The sequence below is a fragment of the Shimia sp. MIT910701 genome, from assembly GCF_047126315.1.
GTDB lineage: Bacteria > Pseudomonadota > Alphaproteobacteria > Rhodobacterales > Rhodobacteraceae > Shimia.
The window spans coordinates 1,340,769-1,357,599 of record NZ_CP138953.1 but is presented as its reverse complement, the minus strand read 5'-3'; the positions used below and the strand labels follow the sequence as shown (position 1 = coordinate 1,357,599).

Genomic DNA, 16,831 nt, shown 5'->3' with positions numbered 1-16,831 from the left:
GCTGCTGGCTCCCCTGCGCGTCGCTACGAAGAGGAACTCTATCGTGCAATCCGGACGTGTCCAGAGCCCGTTGTGCCTTACAACGTCGCGACAGTTACCATTTCTTGCAGACCGTAGCCGTTGAACCCGGTGGACAGTGAGGACGAGTAGGCGCCCATGGCCTTGATCATCACAAAATCCCCCTCAGCAATTTGCGCAGGCAGCGCCACTGGATCTGGCAACCGATCCAGACTGTCACAGGTCGGCCCGTAGACCACCTTACGCGCCATGTCGCCATCCACAACGGCCCCATCAGGCCGCAGCACAGAAATCCGATCCGGCACCCCAATGTCGCGCAATTCCGTCAGCGCGCCATAAATCCCGTCATTCAGGAAGACCGCCGTGTCGCGCACAGTCTTCACCCGCACCGCCAAGGTAAACGCCTCGGCCACCATCGCCCGCCCCGGCTCACAAACCAACGCGGGGGCTTCCTCATCAAATGCCCGTACTGTCTCCGCCGCGATGCGATCAAAAATCGCCTCCAGATCCGGTGCAGGACCATTGCGATGCGCCGCAAAGCCGCCACCAACATTTAGCCGCTTCAAGACCACGCCAGCCCGCCGCGCCACATCTGCCGCCTCGACAATATACACCGCCCAGGCCTGCGGATCGGCACACTGCGTACCGGGATGGAAGGTCAAAGAGGTCTCAAACCCCATCTCCCGCACCTGCTTTAACAAAGCCACCGCCTGATCCGGGTCCGCGCCAAACTTCTCGCCAAAGTCATAAGCCGCACCGGCCACCGGCAACCGCAAGCGCACCGCAATCTCTGTGCCTGCGCGCGGCACATCCGCCAACTTCTGCAACTCCCGCGGACAATCCACCGACCAGCTGGCAATGCCGTGCCCCACCGCCTCGGTGATCTCCGCCACCGAGCGCACCGGGTTGTGGTAATGCAGCACCGCATCCGGCGCCACACGCCGCACCCGCGCCATCTCCAATGGCGACGCCACATCAAAGGCCGTCAGCCCGGCGTTCACCAAATTCGTCAGCACCGCCTCATGGTCATTGGCCTTCACCGCATAAGTCACCAGCCCGGCAAAACCGTCAATGAACCGCCGCGCCGTGGCTTGCAGCACCTCAGGAGCAAAATACAAAACCGGCGCGTCCGGCGAAAACTTCGTCAGATGCCAAGAAGGGGACGGCCAAAGGGCCGGATCGTTGCGCATGTCCTACCTCAATCCTGTTTTTCATCAGCTTGAGGGATTTCCCTGTCGATTCCACGCGGCACTCTGGTAAAAATGCAGGAAAGACTCGGCATATAGACGGCAGCACGATGCAACTTGACGAAACCGACACCCAACTCCTGGCCCTGCTCAGCGAAAACGCTCGCGCGCCCGTGGCCACATTGGCCCGTAAACTGGGCCTGGCGCGCACCACGGTCCAGGCCCGTATCGACCGTTTGGAAACCTCCGGCGCCATCGCAGGCTACACCCTGCGTCTGGGCGATGCCGCCCGCCCAAGGCTGCGCGCCACCGCGCTGCTTTCGATCGAGCTGCGCAGCGGGCCAACCGTGCTGGACCGCCTCAAATCCCTGCCTGCCGTGGAAAGCGTGCACACCTGCTCCGGGCGGTTTGATCTGATTGTGCAACTGGCTGCGGACAGTACCTCAGAGCTGGACGACACGCTCGACAACATTGGTGAGGCCAAGGGTGTGAAAAGCTCGGAAAGCCTGATCCACCTGTCCACCAAACTGGACCGCCCACGCGGGTAAATCCGCGCAAAACAACGCTCAAACAGTCTCACAGATTGGGAATTTGCGTTTGGGGGAGATGGAATGCGTGCCGTTCTGGCACGCAGGATGTACATCTCATCGCCTTCTAGCGTGGAGGCGTCATGCGCCACACCCCGCTTATGCCGCGCCAAGTCTTAACAGAACCTTAACAAACCAGATCTTTTTTGAATTTTTCCAACTTGAGTGAATAAATTCAGGTTTTCTCCACCTTGCTAAACAATCTCTTCCCGCTTCCCCTTTGTTTCCGCATTCGATAGAGACAACTCCGATTGATAACGGGCGCGAACCGACACAAGGGATCACACCAATGGCGATGGAAAAGACCTTCAACGCAGCAGAGGCCGAAGGCCGCCTCTACGACGCATGGGAAAAAGCCGGCTGCTTCACCGCAGGCGCAAATGCAAAACCGGGTGCTTCCACCTACTGCATCATGATCCCACCGCCCAACGTCACTGGCGTTCTGCACATGGGACACGCCTTTAACAACACGCTGCAGGATATCCTGATCCGCTGGAAACGCATGCAGGGTTTTGACACCCTCTGGCAGCCGGGCACCGACCACGCGGGCATCGCCACCCAAATGGTTGTGGAGCGCAAGCTGGCCGAAACCCAACAGCCGTCCCGCGCCGAATTGGGCCGCGAGAAGTTCCTTGAGAAAGTCTGGGAATGGAAAGGTGAGTCCGGCGGCACCATTGTGAACCAATTGAAGCGCCTAGGCGCCTCCTGTGATTGGGACCGCGAAGCCTTCACCATGTCCGGCGCGCCCGGCGCACCCGAAGATGTGGCTGGCGGCAACTTCCACGACGCCGTTCTGAAAGTCTTTGTTGAGATGTACAACAAGGGCCTGATCTATCGCGGCAAACGCCTCGTGAACTGGGACCCACATTTTGAAACCGCCATCTCCGACCTCGAAGTGGAGAACATCGAAGTTGCCGGCCACATGTGGCACTTCAAATACCCCTTGGCAGGGGGGGCGACCTATGAATACGTCGAGAAGGACGAAGACGGGAACATCACGCTGCAAGAGACCCGTGATTACATTTCCATCGCCACCACCCGTCCGGAAACCATGCTGGGCGACGGCGCGGTGGCGGTACACCCGTCTGATGAACGTTACGCGCCCATCGTTGGCAAACTTTGCGAAATCCCGGTCGGTCCCAAAGAGCACCGCCGCCTGATCCCGATCATCACCGACGAATACCCGGACAAGGACTTCGGCTCCGGCGCGGTGAAAATCACCGGCGCACATGATTTCAACGACTATCAGGTCGCCAAGCGCGGTGGCATCCCGATGTACCGCCTGATGGACACCAAAGGCGCCATGCGCGCGGACGGCGACAGCTACGACGCCGCCGCCACCATCGCCATGGCTGTGGCCAAAGGCGAGCGCACCCTGACGGAAAACGAAGCCGACGGCGTGAACCTGGTGCCGGACGACCTGCGCGGTCTCTACCGTTTTGAGGCGCGCAAACTCGTGGTGGAGCAAATCACCGCCGAAGGCCTCGCGGTGATGACCACAGTGACCAAGACGGTGAAAGACGACGAGGGCAACACCTCCGAAGTTACTGAAACCGTGCCTTACGTAGAAAACAAGCCGATCATGCAGCCGTTTGGCGACCGCTCCAAAGTGGTCATCGAGCCGATGCTGACCGACCAATGGTTTGTGGACGCTGAAAAAGTTGTTGGCCCAGCGCTGGACGCTGTGCGCAATGGCGACGTGAAAATCCTGCCGGAAAGCGGCGAGAAAGTATACTTCCACTGGCTGGAAAACATTGAGCCTTGGTGTATCTCCCGCCAGCTGTGGTGGGGCCACCAAATTCCTGTGTGGTATGGCCTCGACCTCTCCGCCGAGGACTTCAAAGACGACGAAAACAACGGTGCGTTGGATCTCGTCGAAATGGGCCGTCTGTTGGGCGAGGGCGGCATGCTGCACCGTGGCAACGTCACCCACTGTGCTGCGAACTTTGACGGCGTCGTGGAACAGTTCCTCGATGACAATGCCAACATTCCGTCCCCTCTGAACCACGCCAAAGTGGTTGAGGTGGCTGACAAGCACGAAGCCATCCACATGCTGGCCGAGAGCCTCGCGCAATACGTTGTGGATCAGGACCCGCTGAAACTGGTGTACCCAGTCTGGCGTGACCCCGACGTGCTCGACACCTGGTTCTCCTCAGGCCTCTGGCCCATCGGCACGCTTGGCTGGCCCGACAACACGCCAGAGCTGGAAAAATACTTCCCGACCTCCACGCTGGTCACCGGTCAGGACATCCTGTTCTTCTGGGTCGCCCGCATGATGATGATGCAGCTCGCCGTGGTGGATCAGATCCCGTTTGACACCGTCTACCTGCATGGCCTCGTGCGCGACGCCAAAGGCAAGAAAATGTCCAAATCCACCGGCAACGTGATGGACCCGCTTGAGATCATCGACGAATACGGCGCCGACGCGCTGCGTTTCTCTTCGGCCGCCATGGCCGCTCTGGGTGGCGTGCTGAAACTAGACATGCAACGCATCGCGGGCTACCGCAACTTCGGCACCAAGCTCTGGAATGCCGCGCGGTTTGCCGAGATGAACGGCGTGTTTGAAGACGATGTGGTGGTCAGTTCCGCACTGTCGCAAAACAGACGCGATACCGACGTAAAACAGACCGCCAATTTGTGGATCATCGGCGAGACCGCCAAGGTCCGCGAAGAGGTCGACGCCGCACTCGAAAGCTATCGCTTCAACGACGCCGCCAACGCGCTTTACGCCTTTGTCTGGGGTAAGGTTTGCGACTGGTACGTGGAGTTCTCCAAACCGCTGTTCAACTCCGATGACGCCGCCGCCGTGGCCGAAACCAAAGCCACAATGCGCTGGGTCATCGACCAATGTCTGCTGCTCCTGCACCCCATCATGCCTTTCATCACCGAAGAGCTTTGGGGCGAGCTGGGCGACCGCGCAAAAATGCTGGTGCACGCCGATTGGCCAACCTACCAAGCCGCTGAATTCGTGGATGAAAAAGCCGACCGCGAGATGAACTGGGTGATCTCCGTGATCGACCAAATTCGCTCCGTGCGCGCGCAGATGCGGGTAAATGCCGGTGCCAAAATCGACGTGGTGGTGAGCCAGATCACCGATGAGAACCGCGAAGCGTTTAAGCGCAACGAAGCCCTGATCTTCAAGATCGCCCGCGTGGTGTCGCTGGAAGAGGTTGAGACTTTCCCGAAAGGCACCGCCACTGTGGCGGTCGACGGCGCGACCTTTGGCCTGCCACTGGCGGACATCATCGACATCGACGCCGAAAAAGCACGTCTTGAGAAAGGCTTAGGCAAATTGGCCAAAGAACTCGGCGGATTGCGTGGGCGCCTGAACAACCCCAAATTCGTCGCCTCGGCACCGGATGAGGTTGTGGCTGAAGCCAAGGAAAACCTCGCCGCCCGCGAGGAAGAAGAGGACAAGATCAAGGCGGCGCTCGCCAAGCTCGCAGAGCTCGACTAAGCGCCTTGCAAACACAAGCATCATGCCCATATTGGGAGCATGATGCGCTCCTTTCGAAACCTCATCGAACGTCAGATCAAAAAGGCCGAAGCTGAAGGCCAGTTGACTGGCCTTGAGGGCGAAGGCAAACCCCTCCCCAAACGCCACGAAATTGAAGACCCGGCCACCGCCGTGGGCCACTCCATCATGGCGCGCGCCGGGGTTCTGCCACGCGAGTTCAAACTCAAAGAGCAGCTCGAGGCCGCCAAACGCGACTGGCAACAAGCCTCTGATCCAGATGAGAAAAAGCGCCTGATGGCGCAGATTGCAAAACTGGAACTCGACTACAATGTCGAGCGCGAGGCCTACCGCAAGTTCCTGAAGTAGGCCTCAGCTAACTCCTTATTTGAACACCGGCTTTCGCTTCTGAATGTTCGCCGCAATCACTTCCATCTGATGCGGTTTGCCAATCAAACGCGCTTGCGCCCGGCTCTCTTCCAGCAGCACCGCGTCCACATCGTCCATATGCTCTTCCGCATAGCCGATCAGCGCCTTGGCCGCTTTCACAGCCGAAGGGCTCTTGCCTGCAATCTCTTCCGCCAAAGTCATCGCCGCCGCCAATGGATCTTCAGCGATCTCGGTGATCAGCCCCCAAGCCAAAGCCTGCTCCGCTTCAACTGGCGCCGCCGTATAAGTCAATTGCCGCAGCACATCCGAGCGCACCAGATGCGGCAGCAACGTCATCCCGCCCATATCTGGGATCAGCCCCCATTTCATCTCCATGATCGCCATCTTGGTGTCCGGCGCGGCAAAACGAATGTCTGCCCCCAACGCCAACTGACAACCACCGCCAAAAGCCACGCCCTGCAACGCCGCAATCACCGGCACCTTCAGCTTGCGCCACACCATCGCCACCTGCTGCGCATCATTCGCATTGCCATGGGTGCGCGGGATAATCCGCGCCACCGGGTCCTGCCCCGCCAAGGCGGCAAAGCTCATCACATCCAGCCCGGCGCAGAAGGATTTGCCTTCGCCGGAGAGCACCACAACCCGCACATCGTCGTTTTCTATCAAGCCTTCACCAGCTTCGATTATGCCATCAAACATCGCCTGATCCAGCGCGTTCATCTTGTCGCCACGGGTCAGCCGCACATGGGCAATGTGGTCTTTGATCTCTACCGATACACGGGCCATAACAGCCTCCTCACAGATGGGTTTTCTTGATCCTACACTCCGCGCCCTACGGCGGGAAATCCACCCTAACGTGAGGGCATTTGCTCTTGTGCCGCCACCGTCCTTGCGTCACTTTCCGCGCATGACCGGACCTCGCTATACCAAACTGGCTGAAAGCCTGCCCGCCACCGTTCCTTTTGTCGGCCCCGAAGCACAAGAGCGCGCCATGGGCCAGTCCTTTTCCGCCCGCATCGGTGCCAACGAAAACATCTTTGGCCCCTCGCCCAAAACGATTGAAGCGATGCAAAAGGCCGCCGGTGACATCTGGATGTACGGCGATCCAGAAAGCTACGATCTGCGCCACGCCTTGGCCGCCCACCATGGCATTGCGCCCGACAACCTGGTTGTGGGCGAAGGCATCGACGGCTTGCTCGGCTATCTCGTCCGCCTGCTGGTTGGCGAAAGAGACGCGGTGGTCACGTCTGAGGGCGCCTACCCCACCTTCAATTACCACGTCGCAGGCTTTGGAGGTTCGCTGCACAAAGTGCCGTACCGTGACGATGCCGAAAACCTGCCTGCTCTACTGGCCAAGGCCGCCGAAGTGGACGCCAAACTTGTCTACTTCGCCAACCCCGACAATCCAATGGGCAGCTGGTGCGCTGGCAAAGACATCGTCGCCCAACTCGACAAAATCCCGGACGGCTGTGTGCTGCTGCTGGATGAAGCTTACGTCGAGCTCGCCCCCGACGGCACAGCACCGGAGATCGCCATCAACGATCCCCGCGTGATCCGCATGCGCACCTTCTCCAAAGCCTACGGCATGGCAGGCGCACGCGTAGGCTACGCCATGGGCGAGGCTCAAAACATTCGTGCTTTTGAGAAAATCCGTAATCACTTCGGCATGAACCGCGCAGCACAAGTGGGCGCGCTCGCCGCATTGGACGACGCATCGTGGCTGTCGGACACCTGCGCCAAAGTCGAAGCTTCGCGTCAGCACATCGCAGCGGTGGCCGCCAAACACGGTCTCAAGGCACTCCCCTCCGCCACCAATTTTGTTGCCATCGACTGCGGCAAAGATGGGGCCTACGCCAAAGCCATACTCGACGGATTGGTGTCTCGCGGCATCTTTGTACGTATGCCGTTTGTGGCCCCGCAAAACCGCTGCATCCGCATCAGCTGCGCCCCGAAACGAGAAATAGACCTGCTGGACGCCGCGCTTGGCGAGGTTCTCACAGAGCTTTCCTAAGACATCGCCCCGCAACCCGCGGGCCGTTCACGAAATTTTTTCCGTCTTGTGACACGAATCAGAGCTATCCTGCGACTGAGGAGTGTCCGCGATGTCCCGCCCTGTGCAACCTGTCCAAGACTACACCACCACCTGCCTGGTCATGGCTTTTGTGAACCTGCTCTGGGTTTTTGTACTTGTGTTTCTACTCTGGGGTTTGCCAGCCGGGATGGTGCTGGCCGTGATCCTGAACGCAGGCATTGACCGCCTGCGCTCTCATCTGGATCGACGCGCTTAGCCAGGTTACGCCTTCGCTATCACCCGCGCTGCGGCTTCTATGGCGCCTGGACCGTGCGGAATATCCAGCGCGATCAGGCCTGTCTGCACCGTCGCCAGCAGTCCCATAATCATCTGCGCATTTACATGCCCCATATGGCCAAAACGGAAGAATCCGTCGCTTTGTGGATCGTCCTCTGTGGCCATGCCCAAACCAATACCCAAGGTGATACCCGCTTGATCCTGACACCACCGCCGCAGCCGCGTGCCGTGCTCCTTGCCAATCCGCAGAGAAGTCACTGCCCGACTGCGATGCGCCTCCTCCGCCATATTGAGCTCCAGTGGACCGTCTGCGCTCCACGCGTCACAGGCTGCCCAAATCGCCTTCGCTAGCACCTCATGGCGTTGCCAGACGTGCTCCAGCCCTTCCTCCAGGATCATATCCAGCGCAACGCGCAGGCCGTAGAGGTGATGCGTCGGCGCCGTGCCACAGAACAGCTGATAATAGGCTTCCGGCTTGGCCCGAGGCACCCAATCCCAATAGCGGCTCACCCGCGGCAACGCCGCTCGACGCGCGGCCGCCTTGTCGTTGAAAAACACAAAAGCCACACCTGGCGGGACCATCAGCCCTTTCTGGCTGGCTGCGATCATCACATCCACACCCCAGGCGTCCATCTCAAATCGGTCACAGCCCAAAGAGGCAATGCAATCGACCATCAACAGTGCCGGATGACCAGTCTCATCAATCGCAGCGCGCAGGGCCGCGATGTCATTGCGCGCCGACGTCGAGGTATCCACATGCACCGCCAGAACTGCCTTGATGGAATGGTCCTTGTCCGCCACCAAAGCCTCAGCGACCTTGGCCGGGTCCATCGGAGAACGGCGGCCAAAGTCGATCACCTCGCACTCCGCACCCATTCCAGCGGCCATTTCGCCCCAACCATGACCAAACGCGCCCGTGGCTGGCACCAGCACCCGGTCACCGGGTTCAATCACATTGGCCAGCGCCGCTTCCCAAACCGCATGACCATTACCGATATAGATCGCCACATCGTGTTGGGTGCCCGCCACCGTCTTCAAGTCCGGCAACAGCCCATAGGTCAGGTCGATTAACTCGCCTTCATATATATTGGGCGCAGCCCGATGCATCGCGCGCAACACCGCCTCCGGCATCACAGATGGCCCCGGAATCGCGAGATAGGTCTGTCCCTGTGTAAGTTTCATAATTGCGTCCCCTGCTACACCTCACGGCACCCTAACGCGCAGGAATGCAACGTCAATCGCCTGTCTGCACCGGCGAAACGACGCCATTGGCTCTGGTTTTGCGACGCGGCCACCTGTAAAGGTCAAAGTCACTTCAAAGGTCGGAGAAGGCACAGATCGTGACTGACACAGACGTTAAACCCACCAAAGACAAAGGCTATCTGCTGTCCTGGCTTTGGCGGAAATACCTTCACCGTCACAAGTGGCTGCTGATTTGCTCATCCATTCTTATGGCGATCGAAGGCTCCACGCTGGGTCTCATCGCCTGGATGATGGAACCCATGTTTGACTCTGCCTTCTCGGCAGGCAGCATATCTGCTTTGTGGGGCGTTGGACTGGTGTTTGCCGGGATTTTCTTCACCCGCGGGATCACCAGCATCGGTCACAAGGTGATGATGACCACGGCGGCCCAGCGCACCTCCGCCGACCTGCGCATCGACCTGTTGGGCCGGATGATGCTGCAAGACAACGCTTTCCACCAAACCCACCCACCGGGCTATCTCATTCAGCGCACCCAATCGGATGTTGGCGCGATCAACGGCGTCTGGAGCTCCTTTATCACCGGTGCGGGCCGAGACTTCATCTCACTTATTGCACTCGTTGGTGTTGCTGTAAGCGTCGATTGGCGTTGGACCATTGTCGCCTGTGTGGGCACACCTCTTCTCATATTGCCGTCTTTGGTGGCGCAGCGGTTCGTACGTAGACGCGCTCGCGAAGCCCGGGATCTCGGTGCAAAAATTGCGACACAATTGGACGAGACCTTCCACGGCATCATCCCAACCAAGCTCAACCTGCTAGAAAAGTACCAAACAACCAAGTTCGGAAGCTCAACCCGCGAATTGGTACGCGCTGAAGTCCGCGCAACTGCGGGTACAGCTTCAATCGCAGCTATGGTCGACTTCACGGCTGGCCTCGGATTTTTTTGTGTTCTGATCTATGGCGGCGGCGAAATTGTTTCAGGCGAAAAATCCATTGGGCAGTTTATGAGCTTTTTCACTGCGCTTGGCATGATGTTTGAACCTCTTCGTCGCCTGGCGGGACTTTCTGGCCGCTGGCAAGTCGCCGCCTCGGCAATCGAACGATTGAAAGAGCTGATCGAGACCGTTCCCACCATCCTGTCCCCTAAAGATCCGTTGCCCGCCCCAACCGGCACGCCGGGCATCACCATGGACAAGGTCAACCTGGCCTATGGCGACGTGACAGTTCTGGACGGCACCAGTTTTGTCGCGGAACCCGGCAAAACCACCGCCATCGTCGGCGCGTCGGGCGCTGGCAAGTCGACCATCTTCAACGTGCTCACCCGCCTTGTGGACCCGCAAACCGGCACAAGCCTGATCGACACCGTCAACAACCGCGACATGAGCTTGCCGGACCTGCGCGGCCTGTTCTCCGTCGTATCGCAAGAAGCCATGCTATTTGACGACACGATCCGCGAAAACATCCTGCTCGATCAAACCGGCGTCAGCGAAGAACGCCTGCAAGAAGTGCTCAAAGCCGCTCATGTCTCCGACTTCCTTCCCAAACTGGCCGACGGGCTGGACACCGAAGTGGGGCCACGCGGCACCAATCTTTCAGGAGGCCAACGTCAACGCGTGGTGATTGCCCGCGCCCTGCTACGCGACACCCCAATCCTGCTGCTGGACGAAGCCACCTCCGCGCTGGACACACGCTCCGAAACCGTGGTGCAGGCGGCTTTGGACAAGCTCTCCTCGGGCCGCACCACATTGGTGATTGCCCACCGGCTGTCTACCGTCCGCAACGCCGACAAGATCCTCGTAATGGACAAAGGCAAAGTTGTGGACGAAGGCACCCATGACGAGTTGCTCGCCCGTGGCGGCATCTACGCCGATCTCTACGAGCTGCAATTCAAAACCAAAGGCGAAACCGCCGAGGCCCGCGCCTTGCAGCCAATCGAAGGTCTGGACGCCGCCCTACCGCAACCCAAGCGATCCATTCTGTCACGCATCTTCGGCCGTCTCGCGGGCCGCGAATAACGCAGATCACTGGCGGCGGTACGCTGCCGCCAATTTCTCAGGCGACATACCCAGAAGATACCGCAGCAAAGTCCACAGGTTGCGCCCACCTCGGCGCAGCCAACCTTGCGCTTGATACTTGCGCGGGCTGGTGATCGCCTGCGTGTCCAACGGCGCCAATCGCGCCCGCCCCAGTTGCCGCGCAATTGCAACGTCTTCCATTAAGGGAATGTCCGCAAACCCGCCGATTTCCTCGTAAAGCCGCTGAGAGATCAGTAGCCCCTGATCCCCATAGGGCAACCCAAACAGGCCACTGCGCAGATTGGCCCATCCCGCCACCAGACGCCCCGCGACTCCGCCTTTCTCAAACCGCAACGCAAAGTATCCAGCCACATCCGCCTGCGCCAAATGCGCCTCCACGGCAGCACTCCAACCCTCGGACAACACCGTGTCCGCATGCACAAACAACAGCCAATCGCCCTGCGCCTTGGCCGCGCCAACCCGCAGCTGTCCGCCCCGCGACGCGGCACAGCGCACAACCTCCGCCCCGGCCTCTTCGGCAATCGCCAGCGTGCCATCACTGGACCCGCCATCTGCGACGATCAACTCGCGGATCACGCCCGCAGACACGCCCTCAAACAACGCGCCCAAACAAGCAGGCAGCCCCGCTTCTTCATTCAATGTCGGGATCACAACACTCACAGGTGCACGCATTTCTTACTCCAGCCCTGTTGCACGGCGACACCGCTTCTATATGACAGGAGAGCGCAAGAACAGGAGCAGCGACATGTCCACGTCAGATCGCAGCATTTTCCGCCTTACCGGCAGTGACACCGAGAGCTTTTTACAAGGTCTCATCACCAACGACATGACCCGCCTAACCGATGGACTGCTCTACGCTGCCTTCCTGACCCCCCAGGGCAAATACATCGCGGATTTCTTCCTGAAACGCGACGGAGACGCCGTTTTGCTGGACGCCGACGCAACACAGGCCTCTGCGCTGCAACAGCGCCTGACCATGTACAAACTGCGCGCCGATGTCACCATTGAGCCGACCACCCTGCACCTGCATCGTGGCTTCGGCGACATTCCGGAAGACGGCGCCGTCGACCCACGCTCCCCAAACCTTGGCTGGCGCGCCTACCGCGACGCGCCTCAGGAAGACGACACCACGGACTGGACCGCACTCTATGTGGCCAACCAGGTGCCCAACGCCGGGCTAGAGCTCGACCAAAACAGCTTCATTCTCGAAATGGGCTTTGAGCGGCTCAACGGCGTCGACTTCAAAAAGGGCTGCTACGTCGGACAAGAAGTCACTGCCCGCATGAAGCACAAAACTGAGCTTCGCAAAGGTCTCGCCCAGGTTGGCATCACCGGCGACGCTGAGGCCGGCACTCCGATCCTAAAAGACGATCGACCAGTTGGCACCCTACACAGCCGTGCGGGAGACAAGGCCCTGGCCTACCTGCGCTTTGACCGCGCCGGCGAGGACATGACTGCCGGCGACGCCAAAATCAGCTACCCGGCCTAGTCGCTTAACATTTTGCGATAGCGCAGCCCCAGCACCTCTGCGCCCTGCCGGCTCATGAGGTGTTGCGAGTGCATGTTGAAGCCATGCACCATCGACTTCCATTGTTGGAAGTCATTGTCGCGCATCCACGCCTCTAAAGCGGCCACCAAAGCTTTACCAACGCCCTGCCCCCGGCAGGTTTCATCGACGCATATCTGATCCAGCTCCACATACCGGGCCGGATGCAGAAACGGCGACGCCTCTCGCACCACAGGCACGGCGAGCAAGAAACCAGTCAAACCGCCATCCGGCCCCTCGGCGACAAACACCTGCGCACCTTCCCCCAGCCGCTGCTTGAAGAACTCCGTCACCTCTTCCGGCGCAGCATCACCGCGATATTGCTCCGGATGCTCTTCCTCATGCAGCGCATTCACCTGCGCCGACAGGGGCAGTAATTTCTCAACTTCATCCGTTCTCAAAAATCTAATCACAAAAAAACCTCCAGTGATGTCACCGGAGGTTTCTCAATCTAACCCCCGGCAAGTTGCGCGGGGATACATGTCCGGGCGCGACTTATGCGCGCTCAGAATATTCCATGGTCTCGGTGTTCACGACGATGCTTTCGTCCTGGCCCACAAACGGAGGCACCATAACCTTCACGCCATTGTCCAAGATCGCTGGCTTAAACGAATTCGCCGCGGTCTGGCCCTTCACAACAGGCTCGGTCTCCACAATCTTGCAGGTCACTTTCTGCGGCAGGCTCGCATTCAATGCCTCAGCTTCGTGGAATTCCACAACAATGGTCATGCCATCCTGCAAGAACGGACGACGATCACCCAAAAGGTCCGCAGGGATCTGGTTCTGCTCATAGGTCTCAGTGTCCATGAAGATCAGCATGCCGTCATCCTCATAAAGGAATTGCTGGTCTTTCTGCTCCAGACGCACGCGCTCCACTTTGTCAGCAGACCGGAAACGCTCGTTCAGCTTAGAGCCATTGCGCAGATTCTTGAGCTCGACCTGTGCAAATGCACCGCCCTTGCCGGGCTTCACATGGTCCACTTTCACAGCGGCCCAAAGACCACCATTGTGCTCCAGCACGTTACCGGGGCGAATTTCGTTACCGTTGATCTTGGGCATATTAAGAAAACCTAAGCAAAAAAGGTTGATCGGAGTGTTTAGCCTCCTATATCTGCCCAGTCGACAGGTGGCAAGACAACCTGTCGCGGGAAAAATCCGCAGAATGCTATGCAAATTCCGCATAGAAGCTATGCATCTGAGGACTATCCGAATCGGCTTGGATGCGTCATAAGGAGCGCCACGCCGAAAATACAAGAGCAATAACACAAGGACGACGAGATGACCCATTTCGTTGATGCAGCGGCATACAACAATGAACAAGGCAACCGTGCTCGCAAGCTGTTCGCAGCTGTGGTGCTCGCGGCCTTGGACGATGCCATTGCGGATGACAAGAAATACGGCAACGGCCCGGAACAGATTGCCCGTTGGGCCCGGTCCCGCGACGGTCGCGAAGTGCTGTCCTGCGCAGGTATTGACCCAAACGAACGTGTGGTCGAAGGCCTGATGGAATTTGTTGGCAAAGGTGTCCGCACCTCTGTTGCGCTGTCGCGCGAAGAAAGCGAGCGCCGCAACGCCGCTGCACAGGCCGAAGCTGCCTAAGCACTTTCTGCAAGCTGCCTAACAAAAAGCGCGCCCAAACGGGCGCGTTTTTTGTTGTCTGAATGTCTGTATAGCCGCGACCGCGTTAACCTATCCGAGGTCGTGCGCCGCCAATGCGCGGTGAATTTCGCGCCGCACCAGCTTGCGCACATTGCGGGTGATGCGCTCCCCCAGCGCACCCTGCAGCTCCTGGCGCACAATGTCGGCCACCATTTCACGCAGCATCGCTTCGTCAATTTCGGCGGCTTCTTCCATCGCCTCAGACAGCGCTTCGGCGTCCACAATCTCTGCTGCGTCGGCAATCTCTTCCGGCATATGCGCGCGCAGCTCGTCCATCACCGCATCCGCCATATCCGGTGCCGCATCGACCTCCGGATCATAAGTCACATCGTCCGTTGAGGTGGCATCGCGGAACTGATGAATCCGGGCTTCCAGCACCTGTTTGAAATCAAACGGCTGCTCTTCATCCATCGCCTCTTCCGGCGCGGTATCGCTCACTGCCTCAAAGGACAATGGCGCCTCGTCCTCAGACACAACAGCCTCATCTCCAGAGCCCACCTCGACCATCACTTCATCCAGTGAGGCCTCGGCACCCTCCAGCGTAACCTCTTCAGATTCAACGGAAACCTGATCTTGCTCGGCGTCGACGGCTTCCACAGCATCAGGCTCAACCTTCGCTGCCACCTGGTCGACATCTACAGATGGGTCAATCTCGACTTCGTCCAAATCATCCGATTCGTCGACAACGTCCTGCGGTTCATCAGCATCGACATCACCCTCGGCGTCAGGCGCGTCCTCAACCCGCAGCGCAGGTGTCAGCACCAGAGCCAATGGCGCTTCCGCCACAGGGGTCTCATCTTCTGCACTTTCGTCCTGCGCTGAAGACGTGTCAAAGGCCACGGGACGTGCCGGTGCCTGGTCTTTAACCGCGTCTGGCAAAGGCCGATTCTCCGACACAAGCCGGCGGATAGACGTCAAAACATCTTCGATTTCCGTGTTGGTCACTGGATCGGACATAGAAATTCACCACTCTTACCTCACGAAGAGTGTAGCCTCTGCCGCTAAGCCATACAACAGATAGGAAAAATGTTATTCTTTCCCAATTGCTTTAAGCACACGGTCTAATTTTTTACCTTGTTCAGACCGCAGGGCCGGTGCGTTTTTCACCATGTTGAAGTAGGCTTCCGGATCATAACGCTCCACCCGCAGGTTCAGGTGATCCACGGTCAGAAGCCCCATGGAAGACAAAACCGCATAGGCCGCCACAATCTGTACCGCTTGCGCATCAATGCGATCGGCTTCCGCGTCCAGCAAATCTTGCTCAGCAGTCAATACGTCCAACGTGGTCCGGGCGCCCAGCTTGGCTTCTTCACGTACGCCTTCAAAGGCGATCCGCGCTGCTTCCACCTGACGGGCACTCGCCTGGATCTGCGCACCCGCGGCGATCAACCGCGCCCAAGCGGTACCCGCGTTTTGGCGAATGTTGTGACGGACCACATGCAGGTTCGCCCGCTCTGCATCACGCCGTGCCATGGACTGGCGCAAAAGAGCCGACAGACGGCCACCTTGATAAATCGGGCCACCCAACTCGACACCGACTCGGGCAGAATCTGAAAAGACCGACGAATCAAAATCGCGACGCGTACCAATGTTGGTTTTCAAAGTCACAGTTGGCCCCATTGCCGCCCGCGCCCGCTGCACGTTAATCTCAGAGGCCGAAATCTGGTACTGCGCCTGCAACATCTGTGGGTGCGACCGCACCGCCACGGTTTTTGCCTGATCCAGAGATCCGGCCGCTTTTGGCAAGCTGCGTGGCGTCACAAGGTTGCCCGGACGCTCACCAACGGCTGCTGCGTAGAACTCTTTACTGGCTTCCAAGTCACCCTGGGCCGCCGCCAATTGCGCTCGCGCGCCGGCCAAACGGGCTTCCGCCAGTGCCACGTCGGTCCGTGTCACTTCACCAACTTCAAACCGGTCTTGCGCAGCCTGCAACTCCCGCTCCAGCAAACGCAGGTTGTTGAGCCGCAACTTCACCAGTTCATCGTCGGCCACAACATCCATAAACGCCTGCACCGCATTGAACAGCACGGTCTGCTCAACCGACACCAAACCTTGACGCGTCGCCAAAACGGTCTCTTTGGCGGCTTCCACGGCCAGCTTGGAGTTGCCGTTGTCAAACAACAGCAGATCCGCAGACACACCGATGTTGGCATAAGGTGTCCAACCTGAGGTCCCCGCTGCATTTGATTGTGTGGAGCGGCCGTAATCATAGTTGACGTTGCCAAACCAGTTGATGATCGGCCGCAGCAGTGCTTGCGTGACCGCCACATCTTCATCCGCCGCCCGCAACAGCGCCCGGTTCTGTTCCAGCAAGCCGCTGTGCTCATAAGCCGTGGCTAGGGCATCCGAGAGCGTCTGCGCCTGCGCCGCTCCAAATGAAACCGCCGAAACCGTCAGTGCCAGCGCACCGTGTCGAACCGCTTTGTGTACCTTTTGGAACATGGCT

General features: G+C 59.0%; 16 protein-coding genes. 8 read left to right on the top strand and 8 right to left on the bottom strand.

The genetic code is table 11. The features are described from left to right. Nucleotides 1-77: 77 nt before the first annotated feature. Nucleotides 78-1,208 carry a type III PLP-dependent enzyme gene (locus SIB38_RS06495; protein ID WP_294117829.1) on the bottom strand — a complete coding sequence of 377 codons (1,131 nt, stop codon included), beginning with the start codon at nucleotides 1,206-1,208 and terminating at the stop codon, nucleotides 78-80. A gap of 107 nt (nucleotides 1,209-1,315) precedes the next feature. Here SIB38_RS06495 and SIB38_RS06490 point away from each other — a divergent pair, with 107 nt between their 5' ends. From SIB38_RS06490 to SIB38_RS06480, 3 genes are all read left to right on the top strand, one after another. Further along, nucleotides 1,316-1,753, top strand: a complete 438-nt coding sequence (locus SIB38_RS06490) for an Lrp/AsnC family transcriptional regulator (RefSeq protein ID WP_294117832.1) — start codon at nucleotides 1,316-1,318, stop codon at nucleotides 1,751-1,753. 328 nt (nucleotides 1,754-2,081) lie between these two features. Further along, on the top strand, nucleotides 2,082-5,249 hold the full coding sequence (locus SIB38_RS06485) for a valine--tRNA ligase (RefSeq protein WP_412551654.1): 3,168 nt from the start codon (nucleotides 2,082-2,084) through the stop codon (nucleotides 5,247-5,249). Nucleotides 5,250-5,288: 39 nt separating this feature from the next. Next, nucleotides 5,289-5,615: a DnaJ family domain-containing protein gene (locus tag SIB38_RS06480; protein ID WP_294117837.1), complete on the top strand. Its 327-nt coding sequence runs from the start codon at nucleotides 5,289-5,291 to the stop codon at nucleotides 5,613-5,615. Nucleotides 5,616-5,630: 15 nt separating this feature from the next. On the opposite strand, the gene SIB38_RS06475 is transcribed toward SIB38_RS06480, so the two are convergent. Beyond that, the gene (locus SIB38_RS06475) at nucleotides 5,631-6,422 is read right to left on the bottom strand and encodes a crotonase/enoyl-CoA hydratase family protein (RefSeq protein WP_294117841.1); all 792 of its coding nucleotides are present in this window, start codon (nucleotides 6,420-6,422) and stop codon (nucleotides 5,631-5,633) included. A 121-nt stretch (nucleotides 6,423-6,543) separates the two neighbouring features. On the opposite strand from SIB38_RS06475, the gene SIB38_RS06470 reads away from it, so the two are divergent. Both SIB38_RS06470 and SIB38_RS06465 read left to right on the top strand, forming a co-directional pair. Then, nucleotides 6,544-7,647: a pyridoxal phosphate-dependent aminotransferase gene (locus tag SIB38_RS06470; RefSeq protein ID WP_294117844.1), complete on the top strand. Its 1,104-nt coding sequence runs from the start codon at nucleotides 6,544-6,546 to the stop codon at nucleotides 7,645-7,647. A gap of 91 nt (nucleotides 7,648-7,738) precedes the next feature. Further along, nucleotides 7,739-7,924, top strand: a complete 186-nt coding sequence (locus SIB38_RS06465) for a hypothetical protein (protein ID WP_412551653.1) — start codon at nucleotides 7,739-7,741, stop codon at nucleotides 7,922-7,924. Between the two features lie 5 nt (nucleotides 7,925-7,929). Here the strand turns inward: SIB38_RS06465 and SIB38_RS06460 are convergent, their stop codons facing one another. Continuing rightward, nucleotides 7,930-9,126 (bottom strand): pyridoxal-phosphate-dependent aminotransferase family protein, encoded by a 1,197-nt coding sequence (locus tag SIB38_RS06460; RefSeq protein WP_294117847.1) that lies wholly within the window; start codon nucleotides 9,124-9,126, stop codon nucleotides 7,930-7,932. A gap of 158 nt (nucleotides 9,127-9,284) precedes the next feature. Between SIB38_RS06460 and SIB38_RS06455 the strand changes: the two genes are divergently transcribed. Further along, the gene (locus tag SIB38_RS06455; protein WP_294117849.1) at nucleotides 9,285-11,159 is read left to right on the top strand and encodes an ABC transporter ATP-binding protein; all 1,875 of its coding nucleotides are present in this window, start codon (nucleotides 9,285-9,287) and stop codon (nucleotides 11,157-11,159) included. A gap of 6 nt (nucleotides 11,160-11,165) precedes the next feature. Here the strand turns inward: SIB38_RS06455 and SIB38_RS06450 are convergent, their stop codons facing one another. Then, entirely contained in the window at nucleotides 11,166-11,852 is a 687-nt protein-coding gene (locus tag SIB38_RS06450) for a TIGR04283 family arsenosugar biosynthesis glycosyltransferase (RefSeq protein ID WP_294117852.1), read from the bottom strand. 73 nt (nucleotides 11,853-11,925) lie between these two features. Between SIB38_RS06450 and SIB38_RS06445 the strand changes: the two genes are divergently transcribed. Then, entirely contained in the window at nucleotides 11,926-12,669 is a 744-nt protein-coding gene (locus SIB38_RS06445; RefSeq protein ID WP_294117854.1) for a YgfZ/GcvT domain-containing protein, read from the top strand. Here SIB38_RS06445 and SIB38_RS06440 read toward each other — a convergent pair. Both SIB38_RS06440 and efp read right to left on the bottom strand, forming a co-directional pair. After that, nucleotides 12,666-13,139 carry a GNAT family N-acetyltransferase gene (locus SIB38_RS06440; protein WP_294117856.1) on the bottom strand — a complete coding sequence of 158 codons (474 nt, stop codon included), beginning with the start codon at nucleotides 13,137-13,139 and terminating at the stop codon, nucleotides 12,666-12,668. The two genes, SIB38_RS06445 and SIB38_RS06440, sit on opposite strands and share 4 nt — an antisense overlap. Nucleotides 13,140-13,221: 82 nt before the next feature. Further along, nucleotides 13,222-13,785: an elongation factor P gene (gene efp / locus SIB38_RS06435; protein WP_294117858.1), complete on the bottom strand. Its 564-nt coding sequence runs from the start codon at nucleotides 13,783-13,785 to the stop codon at nucleotides 13,222-13,224. A gap of 219 nt (nucleotides 13,786-14,004) precedes the next feature. Here efp and SIB38_RS06430 point away from each other — a divergent pair, with 219 nt between their 5' ends. Continuing rightward, a complete protein-coding gene (locus tag SIB38_RS06430; protein WP_294117859.1) occupies nucleotides 14,005-14,325 on the top strand; it encodes a DUF6280 family protein in 321 nt (106 codons plus the stop codon). 90 nt (nucleotides 14,326-14,415) lie between these two features. Here the strand turns inward: SIB38_RS06430 and SIB38_RS06425 are convergent, their stop codons facing one another. Together SIB38_RS06425 and SIB38_RS06420 are read right to left on the bottom strand one after the other, a co-directional pair. Beyond that, complete coding sequence (locus tag SIB38_RS06425; RefSeq protein WP_294117862.1) at nucleotides 14,416-15,342, bottom strand: hypothetical protein; 927 nt, start codon at nucleotides 15,340-15,342, stop codon at nucleotides 14,416-14,418. Between the two features lie 72 nt (nucleotides 15,343-15,414). Then, nucleotides 15,415-16,827, bottom strand: a complete 1,413-nt coding sequence (locus SIB38_RS06420; RefSeq protein WP_294117864.1) for a TolC family outer membrane protein — start codon at nucleotides 16,825-16,827, stop codon at nucleotides 15,415-15,417. Nucleotides 16,828-16,831 lie beyond the last annotated feature (4 nt).

Excerpts from the sequence above, each read along its gene's own strand:
- SIB38_RS06495 (WP_294117829.1), bottom strand. The coding sequence starts at position 1,208 with ATGCGCAACGATCCGGCCCTTTGGCCGTCCCCTTCTTGGCATCTGACG.
- SIB38_RS06490 (WP_294117832.1), top strand. The coding sequence starts at position 1,316 with ATGCAACTTGACGAAACCGACACCCAACTCCTGGCCCTGCTCAGCGAA.
- SIB38_RS06485 (WP_412551654.1), top strand. The coding sequence starts at position 2,082 with ATGGCGATGGAAAAGACCTTCAACGCAGCAGAGGCCGAAGGCCGCCTC.
- SIB38_RS06480 (WP_294117837.1), top strand. The coding sequence starts at position 5,289 with ATGATGCGCTCCTTTCGAAACCTCATCGAACGTCAGATCAAAAAGGCC.
- SIB38_RS06475 (WP_294117841.1), bottom strand. The coding sequence starts at position 6,422 with ATGGCCCGTGTATCGGTAGAGATCAAAGACCACATTGCCCATGTGCGG.
- SIB38_RS06470 (WP_294117844.1), top strand. The coding sequence starts at position 6,544 with ATGACCGGACCTCGCTATACCAAACTGGCTGAAAGCCTGCCCGCCACC.
- SIB38_RS06465 (WP_412551653.1), top strand. The coding sequence starts at position 7,739 with ATGTCCCGCCCTGTGCAACCTGTCCAAGACTACACCACCACCTGCCTG.
- SIB38_RS06460 (WP_294117847.1), bottom strand. The coding sequence starts at position 9,126 with ATGAAACTTACACAGGGACAGACCTATCTCGCGATTCCGGGGCCATCT.
- SIB38_RS06450 (WP_294117852.1), bottom strand. The coding sequence starts at position 11,852 with ATGCGTGCACCTGTGAGTGTTGTGATCCCGACATTGAATGAAGAAGCG.
- SIB38_RS06445 (WP_294117854.1), top strand. The coding sequence starts at position 11,926 with ATGTCCACGTCAGATCGCAGCATTTTCCGCCTTACCGGCAGTGACACC.
- efp (WP_294117858.1), bottom strand. The coding sequence starts at position 13,785 with ATGCCCAAGATCAACGGTAACGAAATTCGCCCCGGTAACGTGCTGGAG.
- SIB38_RS06430 (WP_294117859.1), top strand. The coding sequence starts at position 14,005 with ATGACCCATTTCGTTGATGCAGCGGCATACAACAATGAACAAGGCAAC.
- SIB38_RS06425 (WP_294117862.1), bottom strand. The coding sequence starts at position 15,342 with ATGTCCGATCCAGTGACCAACACGGAAATCGAAGATGTTTTGACGTCT.
- SIB38_RS06420 (WP_294117864.1), bottom strand. The coding sequence starts at position 16,827 with ATGTTCCAAAAGGTACACAAAGCGGTTCGACACGGTGCGCTGGCACTG.